This window comes from Streptomyces sp. NPDC005533, assembly GCF_042871845.1.
Taxonomy (GTDB): Bacteria; Actinomycetota; Actinomycetes; order Streptomycetales; family Streptomycetaceae; genus Streptomyces.
Genome location: NZ_JBIAJH010000002.1, coordinates 96,324 through 122,231 on the forward strand (window position 1 = coordinate 96,324; position 25,908 = coordinate 122,231).

22 protein-coding genes are annotated in these 25,908 nt (G+C 73.0%); 16 read left to right on the forward strand and 6 right to left on the reverse strand.

The window, feature by feature from the left end; translation table 11 throughout:
- Positions 1-462: 462 nt before the first annotated feature.
- Positions 463-963 (forward strand): hypothetical protein, encoded by a 501-nt coding sequence (locus ACFYP3_RS02470; RefSeq protein WP_319723853.1) that lies wholly within the window; start codon positions 463-465, stop codon positions 961-963.
- A gap of 10 nt (positions 964-973) precedes the next feature.
- On the opposite strand, the gene kstD is transcribed toward ACFYP3_RS02470, so the two are convergent.
- The 3 genes from kstD to ACFYP3_RS02485 all read right to left on the reverse strand — a co-directional run bounded on the left by kstD (position 974) and on the right by ACFYP3_RS02485 (position 4,593).
- Positions 974-2,764: a 3-oxosteroid 1-dehydrogenase gene (gene kstD, locus ACFYP3_RS02475; RefSeq protein ID WP_388825486.1), complete on the reverse strand. Its 1,791-nt coding sequence runs from the start codon at positions 2,762-2,764 to the stop codon at positions 974-976.
- 125 nt (positions 2,765-2,889) lie between these two features.
- Positions 2,890-3,282 (reverse strand): MmcQ/YjbR family DNA-binding protein, encoded by a 393-nt coding sequence (locus ACFYP3_RS02480; protein ID WP_388825489.1) that lies wholly within the window; start codon positions 3,280-3,282, stop codon positions 2,890-2,892.
- A gap of 186 nt (positions 3,283-3,468) precedes the next feature.
- Positions 3,469-4,593: an aminoglycoside phosphotransferase family protein gene (locus ACFYP3_RS02485; protein WP_388825492.1), complete on the reverse strand. Its 1,125-nt coding sequence runs from the start codon at positions 4,591-4,593 to the stop codon at positions 3,469-3,471.
- Positions 4,594-4,823: 230 nt separating this feature from the next.
- Here ACFYP3_RS02485 and ACFYP3_RS02490 point away from each other — a divergent pair, with 230 nt between their 5' ends.
- On the forward strand, positions 4,824-6,311 hold the full coding sequence (locus tag ACFYP3_RS02490; RefSeq protein ID WP_388825495.1) for a hypothetical protein: 1,488 nt from the start codon (positions 4,824-4,826) through the stop codon (positions 6,309-6,311).
- Between the two features lie 106 nt (positions 6,312-6,417).
- Here ACFYP3_RS02490 and ACFYP3_RS02495 read toward each other — a convergent pair whose 3' ends face one another.
- Complete coding sequence (locus tag ACFYP3_RS02495) at positions 6,418-7,839, reverse strand: PP2C family protein-serine/threonine phosphatase (protein ID WP_388825498.1); 1,422 nt, start codon at positions 7,837-7,839, stop codon at positions 6,418-6,420.
- A 486-nt stretch (positions 7,840-8,325) separates the two neighbouring features.
- Here ACFYP3_RS02495 and ACFYP3_RS02500 point away from each other — a divergent pair, with 486 nt between their 5' ends.
- The 4 genes from ACFYP3_RS02500 to ACFYP3_RS02515 all read left to right on the forward strand — a co-directional run bounded on the left by ACFYP3_RS02500 (position 8,326) and on the right by ACFYP3_RS02515 (position 14,625).
- A complete protein-coding gene (locus ACFYP3_RS02500; protein ID WP_388825501.1) occupies positions 8,326-10,554 on the forward strand; it encodes a molybdopterin cofactor-binding domain-containing protein in 2,229 nt (742 codons plus the stop codon).
- A 44-nt stretch (positions 10,555-10,598) separates the two neighbouring features.
- Positions 10,599-11,054, forward strand: a complete 456-nt coding sequence (locus tag ACFYP3_RS02505) for a (2Fe-2S)-binding protein (protein ID WP_388825504.1) — start codon at positions 10,599-10,601, stop codon at positions 11,052-11,054.
- 160 nt (positions 11,055-11,214) lie between these two features.
- Positions 11,215-12,633 (forward strand): PucR family transcriptional regulator, encoded by a 1,419-nt coding sequence (locus ACFYP3_RS02510; RefSeq protein ID WP_388825507.1) that lies wholly within the window; start codon positions 11,215-11,217, stop codon positions 12,631-12,633.
- A gap of 51 nt (positions 12,634-12,684) precedes the next feature.
- Entirely contained in the window at positions 12,685-14,625 is a 1,941-nt protein-coding gene (locus ACFYP3_RS02515) for an APC family permease (RefSeq protein ID WP_388825510.1), read from the forward strand.
- Here the strand turns inward: ACFYP3_RS02515 and ACFYP3_RS02520 are convergent.
- Entirely contained in the window at positions 14,543-15,901 is a 1,359-nt protein-coding gene (locus tag ACFYP3_RS02520) for a helix-turn-helix domain-containing protein (RefSeq protein WP_388825513.1), read from the reverse strand. The genes ACFYP3_RS02515 and ACFYP3_RS02520 overlap by 83 nt on opposite strands.
- Before the next feature lie 141 nt (positions 15,902-16,042).
- Between ACFYP3_RS02520 and ACFYP3_RS02525 the strand changes: the two genes are divergently transcribed.
- The 9 genes from ACFYP3_RS02525 to ACFYP3_RS02565 all read left to right on the forward strand — a co-directional run bounded on the left by ACFYP3_RS02525 (position 16,043) and on the right by ACFYP3_RS02565 (position 24,386).
- A complete protein-coding gene (locus tag ACFYP3_RS02525; protein WP_388825517.1) occupies positions 16,043-16,606 on the forward strand; it encodes a TetR/AcrR family transcriptional regulator in 564 nt (187 codons plus the stop codon).
- Positions 16,607-16,672: 66 nt separating this feature from the next.
- Positions 16,673-17,293 (forward strand): DUF6461 domain-containing protein, encoded by a 621-nt coding sequence (locus ACFYP3_RS02530; RefSeq protein WP_388825519.1) that lies wholly within the window; start codon positions 16,673-16,675, stop codon positions 17,291-17,293.
- A 149-nt stretch (positions 17,294-17,442) separates the two neighbouring features.
- Positions 17,443-17,685, forward strand: a complete 243-nt coding sequence (locus ACFYP3_RS02535; RefSeq protein WP_030714448.1) for a helix-turn-helix domain-containing protein — start codon at positions 17,443-17,445, stop codon at positions 17,683-17,685.
- 160 nt (positions 17,686-17,845) lie between these two features.
- Positions 17,846-18,241 (forward strand): hypothetical protein, encoded by a 396-nt coding sequence (locus ACFYP3_RS02540; RefSeq protein WP_388825522.1) that lies wholly within the window; start codon positions 17,846-17,848, stop codon positions 18,239-18,241.
- Positions 18,238-19,029, forward strand: coding sequence for a transcriptional regulator (locus tag ACFYP3_RS02545; protein ID WP_388825525.1), 792 nt, complete (start codon positions 18,238-18,240; stop codon positions 19,027-19,029). Before ACFYP3_RS02540 ends, ACFYP3_RS02545 begins: the two co-directional genes overlap by 4 nt.
- A gap of 71 nt (positions 19,030-19,100) precedes the next feature.
- Positions 19,101-19,547, forward strand: coding sequence for a roadblock/LC7 domain-containing protein (locus ACFYP3_RS02550; RefSeq protein WP_388825528.1), 447 nt, complete (start codon positions 19,101-19,103; stop codon positions 19,545-19,547).
- A 109-nt stretch (positions 19,548-19,656) separates the two neighbouring features.
- Positions 19,657-20,031 (forward strand): hypothetical protein, encoded by a 375-nt coding sequence (locus ACFYP3_RS02555; protein ID WP_388825532.1) that lies wholly within the window; start codon positions 19,657-19,659, stop codon positions 20,029-20,031.
- Positions 20,032-20,199: 168 nt separating this feature from the next.
- Complete coding sequence (locus tag ACFYP3_RS02560; RefSeq protein WP_388825535.1) at positions 20,200-23,778, forward strand: CDP-glycerol glycerophosphotransferase family protein; 3,579 nt, start codon at positions 20,200-20,202, stop codon at positions 23,776-23,778.
- A gap of 125 nt (positions 23,779-23,903) precedes the next feature.
- Positions 23,904-24,386: a VOC family protein gene (locus ACFYP3_RS02565; protein ID WP_388825538.1), complete on the forward strand. Its 483-nt coding sequence runs from the start codon at positions 23,904-23,906 to the stop codon at positions 24,384-24,386.
- A gap of 123 nt (positions 24,387-24,509) precedes the next feature.
- Here ACFYP3_RS02565 and ACFYP3_RS02570 read toward each other — a convergent pair whose 3' ends face one another.
- Positions 24,510-25,238, reverse strand: a complete 729-nt coding sequence (locus tag ACFYP3_RS02570; RefSeq protein WP_388825541.1) for an NAD-dependent deacetylase — start codon at positions 25,236-25,238, stop codon at positions 24,510-24,512.
- A gap of 175 nt (positions 25,239-25,413) precedes the next feature.
- Here ACFYP3_RS02570 and ACFYP3_RS02575 point away from each other — a divergent pair, with 175 nt between their 5' ends.
- Positions 25,414-25,866 (forward strand): hypothetical protein, encoded by a 453-nt coding sequence (locus tag ACFYP3_RS02575; protein WP_388825544.1) that lies wholly within the window; start codon positions 25,414-25,416, stop codon positions 25,864-25,866.
- Positions 25,867-25,908: the final 42 nt, after the last annotated feature.

A 25,908-nucleotide genomic window follows, 5' to 3' on the forward strand; every position in this document is an offset into this window, starting at 1 on the left:
GTGGTTCCGTATGGGGGGCGACGGGCTTCTCGCTCGCGACCCACGTGGAGAGAGCCATGCTGCGCGCACCGGCGCCGGTGGTGACCAGGCCGACGTAGTCGTCTGAAGCCGCGGCCGGCGTGCCCCCGGCGGCCGACGCGGGGGCGAGGGTCGGTCTTCCTCTGTTGTTGAACCTGTTCAGATAGTCTTGATCAGATGACAGGGTCGTCCGATGCGCCTCGCTCGGCCTCGTACCCGCCGCTGGGTGTGTCGCGCCGAGCAGGCCTCGGGCTGCCGGCTGCGCATGCGGGTGATCGAGCCGACCGTGGGTCCGAGGTCCTGCCCGAGCCCGGGTCCACCACCTCGGCCTCCGGCTCCACCGCCCCGGCGGACTTCGAGGCGCCGCGGCGTGCGCGAGACCCGGACGGCGCCGGGATCAGGGCCCCGGGCCGGAAAACCCGTGCGGCCACGTACCATGGCGGCATGTCCTTCCTCCGCCGCCACCGCGCCGCCACACCCGCCGGCCCGGACTTCGACGTCCTGGCCATGGACCCGGGGGACTGGCCGGGCAATCTCGGGGCCGGGCTGCTGCCCGCGCCCGACGGCAGCTGCCAGGGTGTCTTCCTCCGCTACGACCTGTTCGGCGGACGCGGCCCCGCGATGATCATCGGAAACCTCCCCGAGGGTTCCCCGGCCCGGGACCTCTCCGACGGTGAGGTCCCCTTCGAGGTGGCCCAGCTCCTCGACGCCCTGGAGAACGACGAGGACGTCGAGGTCACCGGCGTCGAGGACTGCCCCGTCATGCAGGGCGACAACCTCCTCATCGTCCGGAAGGTCAAGCTGTCGGAGTCCCGCATCTCCTGCGTCCAGTTCGACCGCAGCGACAACGTGCTGGTGACCATCGCCAGCTGGGACCGCCCGATCACCGACGACCTCTACGCCCTCCTGAAGCCGCTCCCCGCCGAGCTCTTCCAGCAGGGCTGATCCACAGGAGTCACGCGTCCGCGATGTCGTTCGCCGCCACGTAGCCGAACGTCATCGCGGGCCCGATCGTCGAACCGGCCCCCGCGTAGCTGTGGCCCATCACCGCCGCGCTCGCGTTGCCCGCCGCGTACAGGCCCCGGATCACCGAGCCGTCCGGCCGCAGCGCCCGGGCGCGCGCGTCCGTGACGATGCCGCCCTTCGTCCCGAGGTCCCCGGGCACGATCTTGAACGCGTAGAACGGCGGGGCCCAGATCGGCGCCAGGCACGAGTTGGGGTGCACGTTCGGGTCCGTGTAGTAGTGGTCGTACGCCGTGTCGCCCCGGTGGAAGTCGGCGTCGGTACCGCTCCACGCCTGCGCGTTGAACCGGTTGAGGGTCGCCCGCAGCGCCCCCGCCGGAACCCCGATCTGGCCGGCCAGCGCGTCCCACGTCCACGCCTTCTTCGCCGCGCCCGCCTGGTACCACGCATCGGGGAAGACGAGCGTCGGCAGGATGTCCTTGAACAGGTACTTGTTGCGGTAGTTCTGATCCACGATCAGCCACGCCGGTATGTGCGAACCGGTGGCGCCCCGGTCCTTCTCGTACATCACGTGCACCACATCGCTGTACGGCGCCGCCTCGTTGACGAACCGCGCCCCGTTCGCGTTCACGATCAGCCCGCCCGGCAGGGTCCGTTCGGCGAGGCAGAAGTACGGCTCCCCGGGCAGCGGGATCGACGGCCCCCACCACGCGTCCTCCATCAGGGCCAGCGCCGCCCCGGCCCGCTGACCCGCCCGGATCCCGTCGCCGGTGTTCTCCTTCGCGCCCACCGACCACTGCGTGCCGATCGGCTGCTGCTGGTACTGCGCCCGCATCGCCGCGTTGTGCTCGAAGCCGCCCGAGCCGACGACCACCCCGCGCCGGGCCCGTACGGTCCCCCGTACGCCCTCCTTCTCCACCACCACGCCGGTGACCGCGCCACCCTCCTGGACCAGGTCGACCAGCGGGCTGTTCAGCCACACCGGTACCCCGGCCCGCTGGAGCCCCGCGCGCAGCCCGGCCGCCAGGGACTGGCCCATCGTCAGCGGCTTCTCCCCGTGCAGCGCCGCCTTCGTGCCGCGCGCCAGGCACTCGGTGGACACCGCGAGGCCCTTGGCGCTCACCGCCGCGAGGTTCAGCCACTTGTAGTCCTGGCTGAACACCACCATTCCGGCGGGGACGGGCATGTACGCCGGATTCAGCCGGGCCAGCTCGGCGCCGAGGATGTTGCCGTCGAGCTGGCCCGGCTCGATGGACCGGCCGTTGGGCAGTCCTCCCGGCAGGTCGGGGTAGTAGTCGCTGTACCCCTCCATGAACCGGAACGTGAGCGGGCTGTTGGCCATCACGAAGTCCAGCATCCGCGGACCGTTGGAGAGGAAGGCGGCCTGGCGGTCGGCCGGCACGTCCGGTCCGACCACGGCCGCCAGGTACGTCGCCGCCTTCTGCGGGGTGTCGGGCACGCCGGCGCCCAGGATCACGGAGTTGTTCGGCAGCCAGATGCCGGCCCCGGAACGGGCGGCGGAACCGCCGAAGGTGGGGGCCTTCTCGACGACCAGCACGCTCAGCCCCCGCTTGGCGGCGGTGAGCGCGGCGGTCATCCCGGCGGCCCCGGACCCGACCACGACGACGTCGAACTCGCCGAGCGGGGAGCCGTCCTGGGCGGCGGCCCGTGCGACGGCCGACGGGAGCACGGTGGCGGCGAGCACCCCGGCCCCCGAACCGGCGAGGACCGTACGTCTCGACGGGAGGGTTCCGGGGGAGGTGCGTGAAGCGCTTGCGGACATGGGCAGGCTCCAGCGGTGTGGGGAGGACGGGAGTGGCGCCAGTATTTCTGATGCCAAGTCAGAAAAGGTCTTCGGGGGATCATGTGATGTCAAGGCATCCGGCGCACGGGCCCACTCCCGAGCCCTCAGCCCTCCGCCGCCGCCCGGGCGTCCAGTTCCCTCACGTGCCGCTTGAGGGCCACGGTGCGGTAGCTCTCCTCCACCCACTCGCACAGCACCTGCACGGAGGGCGCCCCCTTCTCCGCCAGCGGCACGGACACCCAGCCGGAGCGCCCCAGGCCGTATGCGGTGGGCTCCGCGCCCGGCGCGGTCATCGCGTGCCCGTGCAGCGCCTCGTCCTTGAGCTTGACGGACAGGCCGGGCTGCCCCGGCCCGTCGGTGTTGCCCAGGAAGACGAAGATCTTCTTGTTCACCTTCACCACGCAGTCCTCGGGACCCCAGGGATGGTCCTCCACGGCCTCCGGGAGGCCGAGGGCGAACTCCCGCACCGCCTCCCACTTGCGCACTCCGGACTTCATCAGCGCCTCCCGTCGATCGTCTCCCCACGCTAACGGAGCCCGACGGGACATCCGGGCACGATCGCACCGCGCGGCCGAGGAACCGCCCGCGCCGCCCCCGGGCGCTGCGCACCCGCGAACGAGCGAAGTCCCGTGGCGGTGGGGGCCACGGGACTTCGCGTACGAGGGGCGCCTCGGCCGAGCGGATCAGCGCGTGCCGACCGCCGCACGGACCGCCCTGCGCGCCATCCCGGCGTCGTCGTGCAGGCGGCGGAGCAGCAGCCGCTGCTCCTCGCCGGAGGACAGCGAGCCCGCCGGCAGCGGCTGCGTCGGGGCGGTCGCCAGCATCGAGCGCTGGACCGCCGTCTCGGACATCCGGATCTCCCGGGTCAGCACCAGCATCAGATTGACCAGGAAGGCGTCCCGTGCGGCCGGGCCCGCCGACTGGGCGAGCCGGCTGATCTGGGCGCGGGCGGCCGGGGCGTCGCCCAGGACCGTCCACAGCGTGGCCAGGTCGTAGCCCGGCAGGTACCAGCCCGCGTGTTCCCAGTCGAGCAGCACCGGCCCGGCCGGGGACAGCAGCAGGTTCGACAGCAGCGCGTCACCGTGGTTGAACTGCAGCGCCGTGCCCGACAGCTTCACGCCGTGCAGCAGCTTCTGCAGGTCGCCGAGGTCCCGGTCGGTCAGCAGCCCCAACTCGTAGTCGCGGGCGATCCGCCGCGCGTAGTTCATCGGGGTGCCGAACAGGTCGGCCGGCGGCCGCCACTGGTTGACCCGGCACACCGCGCCCAGGGCCGCCCGCAGGTCCACCCGCGGCGGCGGCTCCACCGGGTGCCGCTGCAGGGCCGCGACCCGGCCCGCCATCCGCTCGACCACCAGCGTGCAGTTCTCCGGGTCGGCGGCGATCAGCCGCGGCACCCGGACCGGCGGGCGGTGCCGGACGAAGGCCCGGTACGCCGCTATTTCGTGCCGGTAGCGCTCACGCCATTCCGGCGAGTGGTCCAGTAAAACCTTCGCGACGGCGGTCATCCGCCCTGTGGTGCCCACCAGGAGGACCGAGCGGCCGCTGCGCCGCAGCACCTGCACCGGCGTGAACTCCGGACAGATCCGCTGCACCGAGGCGAGCGCGGTGCGCAGTTGCGCCCCCTGCGGCCCCGAGAGGTCGATTCTGCCGCTGACGGGCTGTGACCCGGTACCCGGCATGCGCCGCGCCCGGACGGTGCCCTGCACCGGTGCCGACGGGCGGCCGGGTTCGAGGTAGGGGCCGCCGCCCGCCGGGAGCGTGCGGTGCGGCCGGACCGGTGCGGACACGGAGGACGTTGCTGCGTACATGGTGATACGGATCCCTTCGTGCGCCGACGAGTTGCGTACGCCGCCCCGCCGGATCCCGTGCTTCACCCTGGGGAGTTCCGCCGGTGACCGGGTCGGGGAGGCGCATTCCTACCTGACACCCGGCGCGAGGTGGCGAACCATCGGGCGTGCCCTGGCGAAGCCTGGCGAATAGTCGCTGGGCACCTGACGGGGGGCTACTGTCAACTCAGCCGAGAACCTGGGGGCTTGACGTGAGCAAAGGTCCAAACACCCGCTTGAACGACCTGTTCGGCCTGGCCGGCTGGTCGAAGGGCGAACTGGCGAGGATGGTCAATCGGCAGGCGGCGGCCATGGGCCACCCCCAGCTGGCCACCGACACCTCGCGGGTGCGGCGCTGGATCGACATGGGGGAGACCCCGCGCGAACCGGTGCCCACGGTACTGGCAGCACTGTTCACCGAGCGGCTCGGTCGTGTCGTGACCATCGAGGACCTCGGGTTCGTACGGCAGCGGCGCACCTCCAGACGGCAGCCGGAAGGGGCTCGTGAGAACCCCGACGGGATGCCTTGGGCGCCCGAACGCACAGCCGCGGTCCTCACCGAATTCACGGGAATGGACCTCATGCTCAACCGTCGCGGTCTGATGGGCGCGGGCGCCGTGCTCACCGCCGGCTCCGCCCTCAGCAACGCCATGTACGACTGGCTGCACACCGACCCCGCCCACGCGAAGGAGGCGCGGCACTTCGGGGAGGCCTTCCAGGCCGATCCCGCGGGATACGACCGCTACGAGGCGGCCCCGATCGGCTCCCAGGAGATCGAGGCCCTGGAGCGTTCCGTCGATGTGTTCCGCGCCTGGGACGCCTCCAGAGGGGGCGGTCTCCAGCGCAAGGCCGTCGTCGGCCAGCTCAACGAGGTCGGCGGGATGCTCGCCTACCACCACCCCGACCACCTCCAGCGGCGGCTCTGGGGGGTGGCGGCCAATCTGGCGGTGCTCGCGGGCTGGATGTCCCACGACGTGGGCCTGGAGCCGACGGCGCAGAAGTACTTCGTCATCGCGGCGCACGCGGCCCGCGAGGGGGGCGACCGGCCGCGCGCCGGCGAGGCGCTGTCCCGCGCCGCCCGTCAGATGGTCCACCTGGGCAAGCCGAACGAGGCCCTGGACCTGATGAAGCTCGCCCAGTCGGGTTCGGGCGAGCAGACCCTGCCGCGCACCCGCGCCATGCTGCACACCATCGAGGCCTGGGCGCAGGCCGCCATGGGCAAGGGCCAGGCCATGCGGCGCACCCTGGGCGAGGCGGAGGAGCTGTTCGTCTCCGACAAGGGCGACGTGCCGCCGCCGAGCTGGATGCAGCACTTCGACGAGGCCGACCTGCACGGCATGCAGGCCCTCGCCTACCGCACCCTCGCCGACCACGACGCCTCGGCGGCGCCGATCGCCGCCCGCCACGCCCGCGAGGCCCTGCGCCTGCGTGGTGAGGGCTACCAGCGCTCGCAGATCTTCGACTACATCTCCATGGCCTCCGCCTGCTTCATCGCCGACGAGCCGGAACAGGCCGACCGCTACGCGCGCCTCGCCCTGGTCTCGATGAACGAGACCTCCTCGCACCGGACCTGGGACCGGCTGCGCGAGATGTACCGGCTCACCGCCCAGTACTCCGGCCACGCGCGCATCGAGGACCTGCGCCAGGAGATCAAGTTGGCCCTCCCGGACAGCCCGGCGCCGCGCGCCACGGGGGTGTAGTCCCACGCCGACCGCCGCCCGCGACGAGTGCCACCCACACCGTGTACGGAGACGAGAAAGGCCGCGCCTTCCGGCGCGGCCCTGAAGCCCTTGCTGTCGGAGCCCGTCACCCGCCCACGCGGGCCACGAGCACGCAGGCGTCGTCCTCCCGCTCGCTCTCGCCGAACTCCTCGATGACGATCCGTACGCAGTCCTGCGCCGACCTCGCCGCCGAGAACCGCGGCGCGAGCGCCAGCAGCCGCTCGGTGCCGTCGGCCCGGCTGAACTCGATGCTGCGCGGGGTCAGTCCGTCCGTGTGCAGCACCAACAGGTCGCCGACTTCGAGCCGTTCCTCGGCCTGTCCGTACGAGGCTCCGGAGGTCGCGCCCAGCAGGACGCCCTCCGGCGGCAGCAGGGACCGGCCCGACCCGCGGCGGAACAGCAGCGGTGCCGGGTGGCCCGCCTGTGCCCAGGACAGCACCCGGCGCGCGGGATCGTAGCGGCAGCAGACGGCGGAGCCGAGCGCCGGTTGCACGGAGGTCTCCAGGAGTTGGTTGAGCCAGCCCATCAGCGGGCCGGGCTCGATCCCCGCCATGGCCATCCCGCGCAGGGCGCCCAGCATCATCGCCATGCCCGAGGTGGCGGTCACCCCGTGTCCGGTGAGGTCACCGACCGTCAGCATCGAGCGGCCGTCGGGGAGTTCGAGCGCGTCGTACCAGTCGCCGCCGATCAGCGCGCTGGTCGCCGACGGCAGGTAGTGGGCGGCCACGTCCAGCGTGCCCGCGTTGCTGTGCGGGAACCGCAGGGAGCCGCGCCACGGGGGGAGCACGGCTTCCTGCAGCTCGACCGCCAGCCGGTGCTCGGTCTGCGCGATCTCCCGCTGGCGCTGCAGCGAGTCACGGGACTCGCGCACCGCGCGCTGGCTCCGGCGCAGTTCACTCACGTCCCGCAGCACGGCCCACATGGAGGCCGTGCAGCCGTCGGAGTCGAGTACCGGCTCGCCCCTCATGTGCAGCGTCCGGACGCGGCCGTCGGCCCGGACGATGCGGAACTCGCCGTCGATCGGCTTGCCGTCCACCAGGCAGGCGGTGACCCACGCGGTGAGCAGCGGCTGGTCCTCGGAGAACAGGGTGGAGCCCAGTTCGTCGAGGGGGAGCGCGCCGGCCTCGGGCGAGCGCCCGAAGATCTGGAACAGCTCGTCGGACCAGCTGACTTCGTCCGTCAGCAGGTTCCACTCGGCGCTGCCGACGCGGGTCTGGGCCTCGGGTCCGGCCTCGGGCGCCGCCTGGGGGAGCTCGACGGTCTCGGGCGCCGGAGGCAGGCCCTCCTTGAGCTGGTCGAGGTGCTCGCGGAGGTCGTCGAGGTGGTGGACGGCGAGATCGCACAACGCGCGCTGCCAGCGGCCCTGGGCGTCGTCGTCGTCCACCACGGTGTCGCGGCGGACCGCGTCCACCTCTCCCCGCAGCCGCCGGGTCTGAGAGATCAGCGCGTCCACCGACCCCGGCTCTGGCGGCTGCGCGGAACGGTCCGCGAACAGGTGGGACGGCATGAGAACTCCGATACAGGCGCGGCACGGCCAAGTCTGAAGGAAGGACCGGTAACGACTGTTGCACAGGGCGCGACGGCGTGTAAGGCGTTTGGCAACATCCGCAACGTTCTTGCTTGTGGCATATGCCTGCGGCCTTCCGGGGGCTCGTTCGTGTGCGAACGAATCCGGTCAGCGCCCTTCGGCGGGGCGGGACCGGCACCTGCCGGAGGGCCGGAGCGGAGGTGTCGGCGGCGGCCGGAAACCGGCCCTCCGGCGGCCACCGCTCGATCGTACGGCCGAGGTGTACGAGCCCGTGCCCGCCGCCGTACTCGTACCGGGTCCGGATCAACGAGCCTCACCGGGATACCCCCGAAGGGATGACCCCCTGCCGCGAGTCGATGCGGAGCGCAGGCTTCCCACCGCATCGGCGGGTCGCTACTCTACGTGCCGGTAACGAACCGGGGGAGGTCCGCGCGGGCGGGCCCGCGCAGCGTGGGGACAGCGAACATGAGCGGGTACGACCACGCCGCCGGGCAGAGCCGCCGGTCCTTCCTCACCTACCTCGTGGCCGCGCCGACCCTCGCCCTCGTCACCCGCGCCGGCGCCGACGCGCTCGCCCCGCAGCCCGCCCACGCCGTGGTGCCGTCCCTGCCCGCCATCGCCGACGTGATCGACCTCGGCGACCTGTTCATCCTGGCCGGGGCCCCCACCTCCGCCCTGCTGGCGCTCGCGGTGGAGGCGGACGGCACCGTCCGCTTCCGGCTGCCCCGCGAGGAGGTCGGCCAGGGCCTCACCACCGCGGTGGCCATGCTGGTCGCCGAGGAACTCGACGCGCCCCTGGCCGACGTACGCGTGGAACTGGACGACGCCCGGCCCGAGCTGCTCTTCAACCAGCTCACCGGATCCTCCAACTCGATCCGCTCCCTCTACGGGCCGGTCCGCCAGTGCGCCGCCACCGCCCGGGCCCGCCTCGTCGCGGCCGCCGCCGACCGCTGGAACCTCTCCGCGGGGTCACTGACCACCGCGAACGGCGCCGTCCGCGCCCCCGACGGCCGCACCGCCGCCTACGGTTCCCTCGCCGCGGCCGCCGCCGACCCCCGCCTGGTCGTCCTCGGCGCCACCCCCAAGAAGACGGCGCAGCACACGCTCGTCGGCAGGCCCACCCGCCGCGTCGACGCCCGGGCCATGGTCACCGGCGCCCAGCAGTACACCCTCGACCTCGACGTGCCCGGCGCCAAGCCCTGCGTGGTGCGCCGCCCGCCCACACTCGGCGGCACCGTCCGCGCCGTCGCCAACCTCGCCGCCGTCCGGGCCATGCCCGGCGTCCTGCACGTGGTGACCGTCCCCACCGGGGTCGCCGTCGTCGCCGAGACCTTCGGGCAGGCCATCACCGCCAAGTCCGCCCTCCAGGTCACCTGGGGACCCGGTCCCGCCGACCAGCTGTCCGACACCCAGATCCGGGCCAAGCTGCGCGCCGCCACCCCGCCCCTGCTGGTGCCCCCGCTGCTGACCCCGTACGTGGACGCCGAGTTCGACTTCGCCTTCGTCAGCCACGCCCCTATGGAGACCAACTCCGCCATCGCCGACGTCCGCGACGACCGCGCCGAGATCTGGTCGGGCCTCAAGTCCCCGATCGTGGCGCGCGAGAGCATCGCCGCCGACCTCGGCCTGCCCCTGGACAAGGTGAAGGTGCACGTGGTCCAGGCCGGCGGCTCCTTCGGCCGGCGGCTCTTTTTCGACGCGGCCCTGGAAGCCGCCCGCGTCTCCAAGGCCTGCCGCCGCCCGGTCAGGCTGATGTGGACCCGCGTGGACGACACCCGGCACGGCCGGATGCGCCCCGCCACCCACCACAAGATCCGCGCCACCCACCTGCTGGGCGAGGTCCTCAGCTTCGAGCACCGGGTCGCCGCCGCCGAGACCGACTTCCGGCACGGGCTCGGCGAGATCATCACCGCCACCGCGGCGAGCCTGCCCCTGGGGATCGGCAACGCCACCCTCGCCCAGACCCTGTTCCTGACCACGGTGAAGTCCCCGTACCACTTCGGCCTCACCACCCAGGCGCTCACCGAGGTGCCCACCGGCATCCCCACCGGCTCCTGGCGCTCGGTCTACTCCGCCAACACCCGGGGCGCGGAGGAGATCGTCGTCGACGAACTGGCGGCGCGCACCGGCAGGGACCCGTACCGCTTCCGCCGCACCTTCCTGAAGACCGACGCCCAGCGCGCCGTACTCGACAAGGTCGCCACGGAAGGGGAGTGGGGGCGGCCGATGGCGGCGGGCTGCGCGCAGGGCATCGCCTTCCACGAGGAATACAAGTCCCGCACCGCGTGCCTCGTCGAGATCGACACCCGGGACCCGGAACACGTCCGGGTCACCAAGGCGGTCATCGCCGTGGACGTGGGCCTGCCGGTCAACCCGCGCGGGCTGGAGGCCCAGATGATCGGCGGTCTGACCGACGCCATCTCCACCACCCTGCGCGCCGGGCTGCACCTGGACAAGGGACTGCCGCTGGAAGGCAGTTACAGCCAGTTCCACTGGGCGCGGCAGCGGGACACCCCGCGTGAGGTACGGGTCTTCGTGCTGCCCGCGACCGGCGAGGAGCCGGGCGGGGCGGGCGAGCTCGGCGTGCCCGCCGCGGTCGGCGCGATCGCCAACGCCTGGGCCCGGGCCACCGGTGCCAAGCCGCGCAGCTTCCCCCTCGACTTCGACGTCGACTTCACCCCCTATCCCCGCTAGCCCCCGCCGGCCCCCCTCGCCGGTCCCGGATCCAGGAGTACGCCGTGCCCTCGCACACCTTCACCGTCAACGGGCAGAGCGTCACCGTGGACGCCCCCGACGATCTGCCCCTGCTGTGGGTGCTCCGCGACATGCTGGGAGTACGCGGCCCCAAGTACGGATGCGGTGTGGACGTCTGCAAGGCCTGCACCAGCCACCTCGACGGCGCCGAGGTCCGCCCGTGCGTGGTGCCCGTCTCCGCGTGCGCGGGCAAGTCGGTGACCACCATCGAGGGACTGGCGAACGGGGACGAACTGCACCCCGTCCAGGAGGCCTGGCTCGAACAGGACGTCGCCCAGTGCGGTTTCTGCCAGCCCGGCCAGATCATGGCCGCCGTCGCCCTGCTCAAGCGCACCGCCGAGCCCACGGACGAGGACATCGACGCCATCGCCAACATCTGCCGGTGCGGTACCTACTTCCGTATCCGCGAGGCCATCCGCAGCGCGGCCGCCAGGATGTGAGCGGCGGCGGACCCCGGTCTTCCCCCGTGGATGCCGGGATCCGGCCGCTCCTGGCCAAACCTACGCGTCCCGGCGGACGTTGCCAGGGTTCGCCCTGCCCAGTGAGCGGGCGAGACGGGTATCACAGCGCACAGTGAGCGGCGGGTGGTTGAATGCGCCGGTGCCCCGGCCCGACGACGTCCTCAAACTGCACCGGCTCGCCCACGCCGGAGGATCCGCCGCGCTGCTGGACTGGCTCTCCGCCCGCCTCGGCGGCTGGACCGGGGTCGTGGACGCCGGGCGGGGCCCCGGACCGGAGGCCGCCGTGCGGGGCGCCGCCGAGCTGAGCGCCCGCGGCGTACGGTCGGCCGTCCTGCACGCCCCCGGCTCCGCCACGCTGCTCTTCGCCCTGGACGGCGGGCGCGCGCTGGCCGCCGTACTGGACCGGCCGCACCCTCCCGAAGCCGCCACCCTGCTCGCGGACGCCGCCGTACCGCTGGCGCTCGTCCTGCGCGCCGAGGAGGCCGCGCGGCGGGAGGAGCGGGCCGCGCTCGCCGAGTCGCGGGCCCGCGAGGCGGTGCTGCACCTGCTGATGAACGGGCGGCTGTCCACCGCCCACCAGATCGCCGAGACGCTGGGACCCTCGCTGCCCGAGCCGATGCGGATGTACCTCGTCGAATGCCGCGCCGGCCGGCGCGCCGAAGTGGCGCGACGGTGCGAGGAGTTGACGGAGGGCCGCGCCTGGATCGTGCGCTGCCCCGTCTACGTACGCCACCTCATCGTGCTCGTCCCGGCCGGCCCGGCCGCATTGCCCGCCGGCCACGACCCCCTCGCCGAGGCGCTGCTGGCGGTGGCCCCGGACTGCACGGTCGGGGTCAGCGGGGAGCTGCGCCTGCGCGAGGCCCCGGCCGCCTACCAGCAGGCCTTCCACGCCCTGGCCGTGGCCCGGGAGCGGGGCGAGCGGCACGCCCGCTTCGGCCCCGGGCCCGAGCTGGTGCTCGCCGCGCACGAGGCCGGGGCCGGCTGGGCGCAGGCCCTGCTCGCGCCCCTGCACGCGTACGAGCCCCGGCGTCCCCAGGATCCCGGCGGACAGGAACTGCGCGCCACCGCCCACGCCTGGCTGAACTTCACCGCGCACGCCACGCGGCTGCTGAGGATCCACCGGAACACCCTCGCGGCCAGGCTCCGGCTGGTCGAGGCGCTGCTCGGGCTGGACCTCGCGCGCCTCGGCGACCAGGCGGCGCTCTCCCTGGCGCTGCGGCTGACCCCCGCGGCGTGGCGCGGGAACGCGACGGCCGCGGCGGCCGCCCCCGATCTTGACGCGGTGCTGCGCGATCCCCGCGTGACCGCATGGGCCGGCGCCCAGCTGGGCCCGCTGAGTGGCCCGGACGCCCCGCCGGGCGCCCGGGCCACGGTCCGCGCCTGGCTGGCGCACGACGCGCAACTCGCGGCGACCGCCACGGCGCTGGGCGTCTCCGTCCCGGGCGCCCGCAAGCGACTGGCCCGTATCGAGGTGCTGCTGGAGCGTTCCCTGCTCCAGTCCCCGAGCGCCCGCCACGACCTGTGGCTGGCTCACCGGGCGGAGGAGCTCGCTGGGTGACACAAGCCGCAAAAGGGATGAGTGGCGAAAAGAATCGACGATCATGCCCCAATGAGGCGAATCAATGCGAAACGCGTGCTCGTCGGTGAACCGCTCGACACCGCGCGCCTGGGCGAGACCCTGCTGCCCAAACGGCTCGCCCTGCCGATCTTCTGCAGCGACCCGCTCTCCTCCGTGGCGTACGCCACCGAGGAGATCCTGCTGATCCTGGCCCTCGGCGGCGTCGCACTGCTCCACCTCACCTGGTACGCGGCGGCCGCCATCGTCTTCCTGCTCCTGGTGGTCGTCGCCTCGTACCGGCAGACCTGCCACGCCTATCCCGGCGGGGGCGGCGCGTACGTCGTCAGCGCGGAGAACCTCGGCCAGAGCGCCGCGCTCACCGCCGCGAGCGCCCTGCTCGTCGACTACGTGATGACCGTCGCGGTCTCCGTCGTCTCCGGCGTCTCCGCCATCACCTCCGCGATTCCCTCGCTGAACGACCACGAAGTGGCCCTGTCCGTCGCCTTCGTGGTGCTGCTCACCCTGATGAACCTTCGCGGCGTACGGGAGTCGGGCCGGGTCTTCGCCATCCCCACCTACGGCTTCGTCCTCGTCATCTACCTGATGTTCGCCGTCGCCGCCGTACGCCTGGGGACCGGCGAGACCATCCGCGCCGAGTCCGCCCACCTGCCGATCACCGCCGAAGGTACCTACACCGGCATCGCCCTGGTCTTCCTCGCCATGCGCGCCTTCGCCTCCGGCTGCACCGCGCTCACCGGCGTCGAGGCGATCAGCAACGGCGTACCCGCCTTCCGCAAGCCCAAGGCGAAGAACGCGGCGACCACGCTCGCCGTCATGGGCGCGCTCTCGGCCACGATGTTCACGGGCATCACGGCCCTGGCCATGTCGTACCAGGTACACGTCGCGGCGGACCCCACCGAACTGGGCCTGCCGCCCGGCACCGCGACCTCCACCGCCCTCGCCCAGATCGGCCGCGCCACCTTCGGCGACTGGCACTTCCTCTTCTACCTGCTCCAGGCCGTCACCGCCGGCGTCCTGATCCTCGCGGCGAACACCGCCTTCAACGGCTTCCCGATGCTCGCCTCGATCCTGGCCCGGGACCGGTACGCGCCCCGCCAGCTCGCCAACCGCGGCGACCGGCTCGTCTACTCGAACGGCGTCGTCCTCCTCGCCCTCGCCGCGATCGCCCTCATCGTCGCCTTCGACGCCCAGCTGACCCGCCTCATCCAGCTCTACATCATCGGCGTCTTCGTCTCCTTCACCCTCTCCCAGGCCGGCATGGTCCGGCACTGGGGCAAGGAGCTCGCCTCACCCGCCACCCCGCGCGAAGAGCGCGTCCACATCCACCGCAGGCGCGCCATCAACGCGGTCGGCGCCTCCCTGACCGCGCTGGTCCTGGTCATCGTCCTGCTCACCAAGTTCACGCACGGGGCCTGGCTCGTCGTCATCGCCATGCCGCTGCTCTTCCTCGGCATGAAGGGCGTCCGCCGCCACTACGAGCAGGTCGCCCGGCAGGTCGCCGTGGCCCCCCACGTCAGACCGCGCAAGCCGGCCCGCCACCACGTCCTCGTGCTCGTCGCCGCCGTGCAGGCCCCGACGCTCAAGGCCATCGGCTACGCGCAGGGGCTGCGCCCCGACACCCTGACGGCGGTCACCGTCGCCGCGGACGAGGAGGAGGCGGCCCGGCTGCGGGAGGCCTGGGCCGCGCACGATCCGGGGCTCCCGCTGAAGATCCTGCACTCGCCCTACCGCGAGGTGGTGGGCCCGATCATGACCCACGTCCAGGAACTGGCCGCGGACGACGGCACGGACGTGCTGTCCGTGGTGATCCCGGAGTACGTCGTCGGACACTGGTGGGAACAGCCCCTGCACAACCAGAACGCCCTGCGGTTGAAGGCGCGGCTGCTGTTCACGCCGGGCGTCGCGGTGATCGACGTGCCGTACCTGCTGGAGTCGGCGAAGTCCGCCCGGCCCGCGGCGCAGGAGGGGTAGGCGCCTCCCCGGCGGCCGGCCGGACCGCGGTGGGCGGCCGGCCCGCCGTGCGCGGGGCCGCCGCCTGCGGGCCCGCCGCGTGCGCGCCCGCCGCGTGCGCGCCCGCGGCGTGCTGGACCACCGCCGCGTGCGCCAGCGCCAGTTCCACCACGTGCCGCGGGTCGGCGAGGGAGCGGCCGGTGAGCTGCTCCAGGCGGCGCAGTCGGTTGGAGACGGTGTTGCGGTGGCAGTACAGCCGCTGCGCCGCGTACGTGGTCGAGCCCTGGCAGGCGAGCCAGGTCCCGAGGGTGGTCAGCAGGGTCCGCCGGTCCTCGGCCGGCAGCGCGAGCACCGGGCCCAGCACCACCTGCCGCAGCCGGCCCGCGAGTTCGGCCTGGCCGGCGACCAGCGCGGCCGGCAGCCGTTCGTCCAGCAGCGCCGTGCGCGGACCGCCGGACTCGGGAGCCGTGCGCAGCGCCAGGACCGCCAGCCGGTGCGCTCCCGCCAGTTCCGCCGCCGCCCCGACGACCGGGCTGACCCCGGCGCGCAGCCCGAGCGGCGCGAGCACCTCCCGTACGGACTCCAGGGGATGGTGGCCCAGCTCCACCAGGCCGATCTCCCCGTCGCCGCGGATCCGCCACAGCACGCGCGGCGCGGAGCCCCCGGCCTTGGCGGCGGCCGGGCCTACGGAAGGGCTCTCTCCGCCGGAACCCACCACGACCACCGCGAAGCGGCCCCGCTCCGGCAGGCCCAGCCGCGCCGCGGCCTCCGATGCCGTCGGCCCCCCGTCGGGCGCCGCCCCGTCGAGCAGCACGTCCAGCAGGGCGGCCCGGCGCTCCCGCTCGCGGTCGGCGCGCACGGCCTCGGTGCGGTGGTACGACTCGGTGAGGGCGTCCGTCATCTGGTCCAGGACGTCCCATAACGCGGGCGCGCCCGGCAGCAGCCGGGGCAGCGCCGCCCGGTCGTGCGCCGCCACGGCCTCGGTGAGGGTCTGCCAGAGCAGCCGGCCGCCGCGGCGGTGGATGCGCAGCAGGGAGGCGAGCGGCAGCCCCTGCTCGGCCCGCAGCGCACCGGTGGCCCGGGCGTCGGCCAGGTCGGCGGGCAGCCCCCGCGACCTGCGGACCAGGCCCTCGACGGCCTGGCGGAGGTGGTGGTGGATCCGCTCGCGCAGCTCGGCCCGGCCGAGCAGGGCGGCGTAGGCGGGATCCTCGGTCAGCGTCCGGTCGGCGAGCCGGTCCGCCGCGACGGCGAGCCGGCGGGACAGGTCCTCGCGTATCTCCTCGATGATCCGCTCCATGACGGGCAGCCTGACACGGGGGAGGGGACGGTGGGGAGGGCCCGGCGACGGCACATCCGCTACCGTGTGCGAATCACTGCACTTGCAGTGATCACCGATGTGCCTCACGCGATGTGCCGCACCCACCCCCAGGGACCGCCCATGCGCCAGAATCCGCAGCGCCGCGCCGCACTGCTCGACGCCGCCATCGAAGTCCTGGCGCGCGAGGGCTCGCGCGGCCTGACGCTGCGCGCGGTCGACGCCGAGGCCGGGGTGCCCACGGGAACCGCCTCGAACTACTTCGCCAACCGGGCCCAGTTGCTCGTGCAGATCCTGCACCGCACCCGGGAACGGCTGACCCCGGAGCCGCAGGACCTGGCCGGCCCGCCGGACACCAAGGTGCTGCTGGCCCGGCTGCTGGAGCGGATGCGGCGCGAGCGCAGCGTGCACATCGCGATGCTGGAGCTGCGGCTGGAGGGCACCCGGCGCCCCGAACTCCAGGCGGAACTGGCCGGCTTCCAGGGTGCGGAGCTGGAGGCGAACATCGCCTGGCACCTGGGGGTGGGCCTGCCGGGGGACCGGCAGGGCGTGGTCCTGCTGTACCTCGCGATGCTGGGCCTGATCGTGGACGACCTGACCGCGCCCGCGATGCTGGAGGCCCACCCGGTGGAGGGGCTCATCGAGACGATGGTCGAGCGTCTCCTCCCGCAGGGGTCCGCGGACTGACTATCGTGCCGGTGAGCGAGCACCGGCAGCGCGGGGGAGACCGTGGGGAGTGCAGGGATGGCGCACATGACCGAGGGCGGAGCCGGGGCGGTCGGCGGGATCCAGTGGCTGGCCGACTGGGACGGCTGGTTCGTCGGCCTGACCTTCGCCCGGGGCATAGGGCCCGACGAACTCGCCGCGCGGCTCGGCGCGCTCCCCGGGGTCCGGCCCGGGCCGCTGGGCGCGCTGGACGCCTGGAGCATGGTCACGGAGACGGTCGACGGGGACGGCGTGGCCCGCGTCGGCCGGTGGGGCGACTGGTCCTTCGCCGTGGAGCACGGCCTGCCGGCCGGCGCGGAACGCCTCGCCGAGGTCTCCCGCGGGGGCGTCGAGGCCGTCCACCTCGATCCGCAGCCCGACCACCCGCCCAAGCAGTTCGCGTACGCCCGCGACGGCGAGCTGGTGTGCTGCTTCGGTCTCGGCGAGGAGTGCTGGCGGGGCGGCCATCAGCCGGACTTCCTGCTTCCGGAGCTGATCGCGGCCAAGATACTGGCCCCCGACGGCGGGTGCGTGCGCCCCGACGAGGAACCGTACGAGGAACGCGACCGCCACACCCTCGCCGTCCTGGAACACCGCTTCGCGCTGTCGCTGCCGCGCCGGCTGATCGAGGACACCCCGCTCCCGGCGTACGTGACGTGCACGCGCTAGCGGAACCCCGTGAATACCGGGCCGAACCGGCGCCGACCGGGAGGTATCCGGTGATCTTATGCTCAGGTTTACGCGAGTCAGCTGGTGTTGCGGCCGGTGAACGACTTTGATGGGCTTGCCAGGCCTCGTACCGAGCAGGGGGACTCATCATGAGTACCGACCACACTCAGAAGGACAGCGCACCCACTCTGATCGGTTCCGTGCAGCGCGCACTGCGCCTCGTGGAAGCGATGTACGCCGAAGGCGGGGCGACGGCCAAACGGCTCGCCCGGGTCACCGGGATCCCCCTGCCCACCGTTTACCACCTGCTCCGCACCCTCAGCCACGAGGGCTACGTCCAGCGCGAGGGCGGCTCTTTCCGCCTCGCGGACGATCTTCCGCTCGCTTCGTGATCAAATAGCGACGCGTTCCGGCCAAGGTCGCGCGTGCTTCATGGCATGTTCCAGCGGAAAATGCCAGAACGCCCTTTCGTACTGTGGAAGTTGAGTAAGTTCCCTCCTGTCGCGCCGTACGACCGTGCAAACAGCACGTCCGGCCGGGAGGGGAGCCCGCGTGCCCGGGATCGACGAATGCCTGCTCGAAGCCATGGCCCTGCCTGGTGCGCGGGGGGCCGCGCTGGTCGACTGGAGCAGCGGACTGGCCCTCGGCACCGCCGGGGAGTCGCCCGTGGGCGACCACGAGACCACCGCCGCCGAGACCGCCGAGCTGGCCCGGGCGGCCGCCGAGTACGAGTCCTTCGCCTCCGCGGCGCCGGGCGATGACACGGCGGGACCGCCCGTCGAGGACCTGATCGTCACGACCCGCACCGGCTACCACGTCCTGCGCTTCGTCGACACGAGCTTCGACAGCAGCGTCTTCCTGCACCTGTGGCTCGACCGCACCGAGGGCAACCTCGCGCTGGCCCGCCACAGACTCAGGGCCCTGGCCGAAGGGCTGGTGCTCAGATGACCACCCCGGCCCCGGCCGCGAACGGCTTCGCCGCCGTCTCCCCGCTCCTCACCCGGCTCGCCGCGGAGCGCGCCACCGGCGCCCTGCTCCGCGACCGCGGCACCCTCTTCCTGGAGGACGGCCGCATCGTGCACGCCGAGAGTCCGGCCACCCCCGGCCTCGACGTCCTGCTCACCACCGGCGGCGGCCTCGCCCCCGAGCGCTGGCGCGAGGCGGTCGACCGGGCCGGCGCCCGCCGCCAGGTCGCCCGCTTCCTCGTGGACAGCGGCGGGCTCGCCGGCGGGGAGCTGGAGATCTGCCACCTCGCCGCCATCTTCGACGCCGCGTTCTTCGCGCTGTCCCCGGGCAGCGGGCCCTCCCGGTTCCGCCGCGGCGCCACCCACTGGATCGGCTCGGTTCGCTCCGTGCCGGCCGCCGCCGTCGAACGCGAGACGCGCCGCCGCCGGGAGCTGCTCGACGCGGTCTGGCCCTACCCGCTGCTGGACACCGCCCCCGTGGTGCCCCGGGCGGCCGCGCCCGGACAGACGGTCAGCTCCCGGCAGCGGATCCTGCTGCGCGCGGCCGACGGCGTGCGCACCCCCGCGGACCTCGCGTGGGTGCTGGGGCGGCCCGCCTTCCACACGCTGCTCGACGTACGGCGCCTCGCGGCGGCCGGACTGGTCGAAACCCCGCACACACCGGCTCCGCCGCCGGTCGCGGTACCCCTGCCCGACTGGATGACCCAGGCCCAATCCCCGGACGTGGCGCTGCTCCGCCGGTTACGCGACGCACTGGAGGCAAGCCTGTGAGGCTCCCGCTGCGACCGGCCCTGCGCGCCGACCGCTCCGAGCGGAGGCAGCCCGAAAGGAGAAAGGCCGACATGAGTACGGTGCCCCCCGAGGCGGAGGCCGAGATACTCGCCGAGCTCCGCAGGCTGCGGGCCCGGGTACCCCAGCTCACCGGTGCGCTCGCCGCGAGCGCCGACGGCTTCGTCCTCGCCCAGGACAGCGCCGCCGCCGAGGCCGAATCCGTCGCGGCCCTGACAGCGGCCGCCCTCGGGGTGGCCCAGCGGCTGAGCGACTGCACCGGGCAGGGCGCGTTCCGCGAACTGCTGGTGCGCGGCGAGGACGGATACGTGGCCACCTACGCGGCGGGCACGGCGGCCGTCCTGACCCTGACCGCGGAGCCCCGCGTCAACGTCGGGCGCCTCCACCTGGAGGCGCGCCGCTCCAGCCTCCGGATAGCCGAGCTGATCGACCACACCCTCGGCCGGCGCGGCGCCGGCGTCCCGCCCCTGCCGCCGCTGCCCCCGGCGCTCCCCACCTGACCGAACCGGAACCTGCACCACCACGGCGCACGACCAGCCGAACCCCAGACGCACGACCAGACGAACGACACGGCACACGACACAACGAACGAGGAAAGAGGAACCCCTCATGGCAAACGTCGAGACCACCCTCAAGGAAGCCACCACCACCATCGAAGGCGCGCTCGGCGCGGCCCTGGTGGACTACGGCAGCGGCATGGCCCTCGGGACCGTCGGAGGCGGAAAGGACCTCGACCTCGCGGTCGCCGCCGCCGGCAACACCGACGTGGTCCGGGCCAAGGTCCGCACGATGGAGATGCTCGGCCTCAAGGACGAGATCGAGGACATCCTGATCACCCTCGGCAGCCAGTACCACCTGATCCGTCTGCTGAAGGGCCGCGGCACCTCGGGCTTCTTCCTCTACCTCGCCCTCGACAAGAAGCGCGCCAACCTCGCGATGGCCCGCCACCAGCTCAAGGCCATCGAAGCCGGCCTGGAGGTCTGACCAGGAACCGAGACGTCGAGGTGGCGGGCGGCTTAATCTTTGCCGTCCGCCCCGGCGATCAGCCGTGGTATGCCCGATAAGGGAGGAGTTCATGATTCTGCTACCTAGTAGGATGCTGTGAGCAGCTGATCATCGATAAAGCACAAAACGCTGGAGAACCCGCCACCCATGCCCCCGCGCCTGAGCATCGTCGTCCCCGTCTACAACGTCGAGCTCTACCTCGACGAGTGCCTGGAATCCATCGCCGCTCAGACGTTCGGCGACTTCGAGGCGATCCTCGTGGACGACGGGTCCACGGACACCAGCGCCGTCATAGCCAAGGCCTTCGCGGCCCGGGACAAGCGGTTCCGCGTCGTGATGCAGGAGAACGCGGGCCTCGGCGCCGCGCGCAACGTCGGCGCCCGTCACGCCCACCCGGACAGCGAGTACCTGGCGTTCGTCGACAGTGACGACACCATGCCGGACTACGCCTACCAGCGCATGATCGACGCCCTCGACGAGACGGGCTCGGACTTCGCCGGAGGCAACGTCAAGCGCTTCCGCTCCGTCGGCATGCAGCAGTCCTGGGGCCACCGGGCCGCGTTCGCCAAGACCCAGCTGAAGACCCACATCTCCAAGTTCCCGGCGCTGGTCACCGACCGCACCGCGTGGAACAAGGTCTACCGGCGCACCTTCTGGGACGAGCACGGCTTCCAGTACCCGGAGGGCATCCTCTACGAGGACGCCCCGGTCAGCATCCCCGCGCACTACTTCGCGTCCAGCGTCGACATCATCAGCGACTGCGTCTACCACTGGCGCGTCCGCGAGACCGGCGAGCGCTCGATCACCCAGCGCTCCACCGACCCGATCTCCCTGATCGACCGCGTGAAGTCCGTCCGCCTGGTCCGCGAGTCCCTCAAGGCCAAGCAGGGCGCCAAGTACGTCCGTTACCTGCGCGACTACGACTACAACGTGCTGAGCGAGGAACTCCCGCTCATCTACAAGTACGTCGCCGAGGGCGGCGCCGACTTCCGCGCCGCCTTCGTCAAGGAGGTCGGCGGCCTCGTCCGCGAGATCGGCACCGGCCCCTGGCCCGACCTGACCGTCGCCGACCGCCTCAAGGCCTACCTGGCCGGCGAAGGCCGCGTCGAGGACTTCATCGCGCTCCTGCACCACCAGCGCGACTACCACTACAGCGTGCCGGTCAAGGGCCTCGCCCGCCCGCAGGCGGACTACCCCTTCCTGCAGGGCCGCCCGCCGGTCCCCGCCAAGGTCCTGACCCTCGGCCCGCGCGAGCGCCGCGTCGTCAGCCGCCTGGAGCAGGCGGCCTGGGCCGACGGCAAGCTGCTGCTGCGCGGCTACGCCCTCCCCGGCCACCTCGGCGCGGAGAGCCGCCTCGGCTCGCGCAAGATGCTGGTCTTCCGCGAGGGGGGCAAGCGCCGCCGCTCCGTCGTCAGCACCCGTACGGTCGCCTCCCCGATGGCCACCGTCAAGGCCCCGCACCTCGCCCTGCGGCACGCCGACTGGGCCGGCTTCACCGCCGCCGTCGACCCCTCGATCTTCCAGTCGGGCGGCAAGTGGCGCGAGGGAATATGGACCACCTCCATCGCCGTCACCGGAGCCGGCGGCCTGCACCGCGCCCGCCTGCGCGGCGGCGAGCACGACACGGGCCAGAACCCGCCCCCGTACTGGGTGACCCCCGACGTCCGGATCGTCCCGGCCGTCTCCGGTGCCCTCACCATCCAGGTGGAGATCGCCCGCGCCCGCGCCCTGGACGTCCACCCCGCCGGTGACGACGCCGTCGAGATCACCGGTGAGCTGTCCGCCGAAGCCGGCGCCGCGTCCGCACTGCGGGCCGTCCACGTCACCACCGGCACCGTCCTCAGCTTCCCGCTGGAGACCGCCGCGGCCCGCTCCGGCCGCGTCCCGTTCACCGCGCGCGTCCCGCTGGCCGAGCTGGCCGCCGTACCGGACGCCGAGGTCGAGCCCGGCGAGTGGGCCCCCGAGCCCTGGAGCCTCTCCGTCCTCGGCGCCGACGGCACCGAGCACCGCCTGGTCCACGACGAGCGCGGCGGCTTCAACGGCCTCGTCCTGCCGCTGCCCGGCGAGGACGGCGACCGCGCCCTCTTCGCCAAGCGCGGCACCACCGGACACCTGACCCTCTCCGTGCAGCCCTCCCCGCCGCTCGTCGACGAGGTCACGGCCGAGGACGGCACCGTGACCCTGCGGGGTCGGTTCGTGGCGCCCGCCGACGAGCCGTACGAGCTCGTGCTGCACAACGCGCACGGCGTGGAGTTCAGCTACCCGGTCACCCGCGCCGGGGACACCTTCGAGACCACCTTCCAGCCGGTGCTTCCCGAGGCGTACGCCGGCCGGACCACGATCCCCGAGGGCCGCTGGTGGCCCACCCTGCGCCCGGCCGCCCAGGGCGGAACCACCGCGGGCCTGCTCGGCGTCGACCGCGGCGCCCCCGTGCAGATGGGGCCGGGCCTGCTCTTCGCCGGCCCGCACCCCTTCAGCACGCAGGGCCGCCGGATGCGGATCGAGACCCGCTTCCACGACCGCATGGTGCTGGTGGCCGACCCGCTGCTGAGCCCCCACGACCGCTCGAACTTCGCCCAGCGCGTCGCCCGGTTCGAGACCTACCCGGCGCAGCGCGCCCTGCCGGTCAAGGACATCGTGGTCTACGACACCTTCCAGGGGCACGGCGCCGGCGACTCGCCGCGCGCCATCCACGAGGAGCTCGTGCGCCGCGGGGAGAAGCTGGACCACGTCTGGCTGGTCCGCGACGGCCGCGCCGAGGTTCCGTCCACCGCCCGCGCCGTGCAGTACGGCAGCGTGGAGTGGTGGGAGGTGCTGGCCCGCGCCCGCTACGTCGTGACCAACGACAACGTGCCGCGGCTCTTCCAGCGCCGCCCCGGCCAGGTCGTCGTCCAGACCTGGCACGGCACGCCGATCAAGCAGATCGGGCACGACTTCGTGCACGACTACTACACGAGCCCGGAGATCCTGGAGGGGCTGGAGCACGACAGTGCCCAGTGGTCCCTGCTGGCCTCCCCGAGCTCCTACGCCACCCCGATCCTCAAGCGCGCCCTCGGCTACGACGGCGAGGTCATCGAGGCCGGCAGCCCGCGCACGGACGCGCTCGTACGGCCCGACGCCGAGCGGATCGCGGACGTCCGGCGGCGGCTGGGCCTGCCCGAGGGCAAGAAGGTCGTCCTCTACATGCCGACGTGGCGGGAGAACTGCGAGGGCTGGTCGGGCGGTTACAAGCTCGACCTGCGGATCGACCTGGAGGCGGCCCGCCGTGAGCTGGGTGAGGACCACGTGCTGCTGGTCCGCGGCCACCACCACGTCACCGAGCAGGTCCGCGACGGCGTCCGCGACGGCTTCGTCGTCGACGTGTCCCGCTGGCCCGACGCCGCCGACCTGCTGCTGGTCGCCGACGTGCTGATCTCGGACTACTCCTCCGCGATCTTCGACTTCGCGCTCACCGACAAGCCGATCCTGCTCTTCACGTACGACCTGGCGCACTACCGCGGCACGCTGCGCGGCTTCAACTTCGACCTGGAGGAGAAGGCGCCCGGCCCGCTGCTGGCGGACTCGGCGAGCCTGATCGAGGCCGTGCGCAACGCCGACGAGGTCGGGGCGCGGTACGCCGAGGCGCGGGCCGCGTTCCGCGCGGAGTTCTGCGACCTGGACGAGGGCAACGCCGCCGAGCGCGTCGTCGACCGCATGCTCGCCATGGGTGCGGCGCCCGCGAAGTAGGCCGTACGGGCGACTTCCCGGCTGAACGCGGACCGGCCCCGGGCCCACCGATGAATTTCGGGCCCGGGGCCGGTCTGTATGTGAGGAACGGTATCCACCGTGCACACACCGGCCTGGAGGCAGCGATGAGCGGCAACGGTTTCACCACGTGTCTGTGGTTCGACGGCGATGCGGAAGCGGCCGCCGAGTACTACGTGTCCGTGTTCAAGGACGGCAGGCTCGGCCGGATCGCCCGTTACACGAAGGCGAACCCCGATGAGGCGGGCTCGGTCATGACCGTCGAGTTCGAGATCAACGGGCAGCGGTTCGTCGGTCTCAACGGCGGACCGCAGTTCCCCTTCACCGAGGCGATCTCCTTCATGATCGACTGCGCCGACGAGGCCGAGGCGGACTACTACTACGACACGCTCACCAAGGACGGCGGGCAGGAATCCGCCTGCGGCTGGGTCAAGGACAGGTTCGGGGTGTCCTGGCAGGTCATCCCGCCCGGTGTCGTCGACCTGGTCAGCGACCCGGACCCGGAGCGCGCCGCCCGGGCCATGGCCGCCATGATGCAGATGAAGAAGCTGGACGTGGCGCAGATGCGTCGGGCGGCCGACGCCGGCTGAGCGTGCCGTCCCCCGTGCACGGTGCCCGGCCCGGTCCGGTCCGGCGCTGTCGGGCCGGGCCGGGCCACCGCGGTCCGGGTCGGCGAGGAGTCGACCGAACGTCCAGCGGGTGGGCGAGGTGGATCAGCCCGACGCGATCCGGGCCAGCAGCGCGGGCAGGGCGGTCCCGATCGGCTCGCGGATCACCTCGTCGGCCAGCGGGTCGTACGGGGTCTCCTCGGCGTTCACGATGATCAGTCGGGCCCCGGCCTCGGCGGCCATCCCGGCCAGTGACGCGGCCGGCTGCACCTGGAGGGTGGACCCGACGGCGATGAAGACCTGGCACCCCTTGGCCACGGCCATCGCCTGCCCCAGCACCTCGGGGTCGAGCCGCTGCCCGAACATCACGGTCGCCGCCTTCAGGATCCCGCCGCACGTCCGGCAGGCGGGATCCGGTTCCCCGGCGGCGACCCGGGCCAGCGCCTCGTCCATGCCCGAGCGGGCGTGACAGGCCGTGCACACCACCGACCGGGCGGTGCCGTGCAGCTCGAAGACCTTGCGCGCGGGCATCCCGGCGAGCTGGTGCAGCCCGTCCACGTTCTGGGTGACGACCCGGACCGGGGTGCCGCCGCGTTCCAGTGCGGCCACGGCCAGGTGCGCGGCGTTCGGCCGCGCCCCGAGGGCGGCGAGCTCGGCCCGCATCAGCCAGGACCGGCGCCGGATCTCCGGATCGGCCATGTAGTACTCGTACGTCACGAGCTTCTCGGCGTCCGGCTCCCGGCGCCACAGGCCCTGTGGCCCCCGGTAGTCCGGAATCCCGGAGTCCGTGGACATCCCGGCCCCACTGAACACTGCGACGAGCGGCTTCCCCATGCACCGACCCTACGTACCGGCGCCGAGGGCTCGCGACCGCATTTCCGCGAACCGGGCCGCGAGCCGCCCGCGAGCATGCCGGAGGGTCGTTTCTGCGGTGAATCCCGCCCCCCACAGGAGTGAGATCCGCGCGGCTCCCTCCCCGTGCACCGGCCAGCCGGGTACAAGACCGGACATGATGCTCAAGCCGCACAGCCTTGGTGCCCTGCTGCTGACCCTGCTCGCGCTGCCGGCACTGTCGTCCGTCCCCGCCCACGCGGCGCCGGTCGCGCACGTCGCAGCCGTCGCACCCGTCGCCAGTGCGGAGGGGCATACCGCCGATCAGATCGGCCGCTTCCTCGCCGCCTTCTACGGCGATCACGGCCCCTCCCCGCAAGACCGCGAGCAGTACGTCTCGCAGGTCCTCAAGGACAGACAGCTGGTGAGCGCGGACGCGGACGTCCTCCTCTGCGCCCAGAACGCACCGCAGAAGATCGGCATCGGCCCGGTCACCGTCGCCCAGGCGGCCGGTGTCGGCTGGGCCACCGTCACCACCCACTGGGCCGGCGGGGTCACCGATACCTTCACCGCGTACGTCCGCCTCGACTCCAGGCCCATCCGGCTGGACGACGTCATCTGCGCCGGCTGACGTCCGTACGGTGAGCCGCGCGGCCCTCCATAGGATGAGCGC

What these genes read in the sequence shown, in the direction of transcription:
- ACFYP3_RS02470 (WP_319723853.1), top strand. Translation starts at nt 463, where the DNA reads ATGTCCTTCCTCCGCCGCCACCGCGCCGCCACACCCGCCGGCCCGGAC.
- kstD (WP_388825486.1), bottom strand. Translation starts at nt 2,764, where the DNA reads ATGTCCGCAAGCGCTTCACGCACCTCCCCCGGAACCCTCCCGTCGAGA.
- ACFYP3_RS02480 (WP_388825489.1), bottom strand. Translation starts at nt 3,282, where the DNA reads ATGAAGTCCGGAGTGCGCAAGTGGGAGGCGGTGCGGGAGTTCGCCCTC.
- ACFYP3_RS02485 (WP_388825492.1), bottom strand. Translation starts at nt 4,593, where the DNA reads ATGTACGCAGCAACGTCCTCCGTGTCCGCACCGGTCCGGCCGCACCGC.
- ACFYP3_RS02495 (WP_388825498.1), bottom strand. Translation starts at nt 7,839, where the DNA reads ATGCCGTCCCACCTGTTCGCGGACCGTTCCGCGCAGCCGCCAGAGCCG.
- ACFYP3_RS02500 (WP_388825501.1), top strand. Translation starts at nt 8,326, where the DNA reads ATGAGCGGGTACGACCACGCCGCCGGGCAGAGCCGCCGGTCCTTCCTC.
- ACFYP3_RS02515 (WP_388825510.1), top strand. Translation starts at nt 12,685, where the DNA reads ATGAGGCGAATCAATGCGAAACGCGTGCTCGTCGGTGAACCGCTCGAC.
- ACFYP3_RS02520 (WP_388825513.1), bottom strand. Translation starts at nt 15,901, where the DNA reads ATGGAGCGGATCATCGAGGAGATACGCGAGGACCTGTCCCGCCGGCTC.
- ACFYP3_RS02525 (WP_388825517.1), top strand. Translation starts at nt 16,043, where the DNA reads ATGCGCCAGAATCCGCAGCGCCGCGCCGCACTGCTCGACGCCGCCATC.
- ACFYP3_RS02530 (WP_388825519.1), top strand. Translation starts at nt 16,673, where the DNA reads ATGACCGAGGGCGGAGCCGGGGCGGTCGGCGGGATCCAGTGGCTGGCC.
- ACFYP3_RS02535 (WP_030714448.1), top strand. Translation starts at nt 17,443, where the DNA reads ATGAGTACCGACCACACTCAGAAGGACAGCGCACCCACTCTGATCGGT.
- ACFYP3_RS02545 (WP_388825525.1), top strand. Translation starts at nt 18,238, where the DNA reads ATGACCACCCCGGCCCCGGCCGCGAACGGCTTCGCCGCCGTCTCCCCG.
- ACFYP3_RS02550 (WP_388825528.1), top strand. Translation starts at nt 19,101, where the DNA reads ATGAGTACGGTGCCCCCCGAGGCGGAGGCCGAGATACTCGCCGAGCTC.
- ACFYP3_RS02555 (WP_388825532.1), top strand. Translation starts at nt 19,657, where the DNA reads ATGGCAAACGTCGAGACCACCCTCAAGGAAGCCACCACCACCATCGAA.
- ACFYP3_RS02560 (WP_388825535.1), top strand. Translation starts at nt 20,200, where the DNA reads ATGCCCCCGCGCCTGAGCATCGTCGTCCCCGTCTACAACGTCGAGCTC.
- ACFYP3_RS02565 (WP_388825538.1), top strand. Translation starts at nt 23,904, where the DNA reads ATGAGCGGCAACGGTTTCACCACGTGTCTGTGGTTCGACGGCGATGCG.
- ACFYP3_RS02570 (WP_388825541.1), bottom strand. Translation starts at nt 25,238, where the DNA reads ATGGGGAAGCCGCTCGTCGCAGTGTTCAGTGGGGCCGGGATGTCCACG.
- ACFYP3_RS02575 (WP_388825544.1), top strand. Translation starts at nt 25,414, where the DNA reads ATGATGCTCAAGCCGCACAGCCTTGGTGCCCTGCTGCTGACCCTGCTC.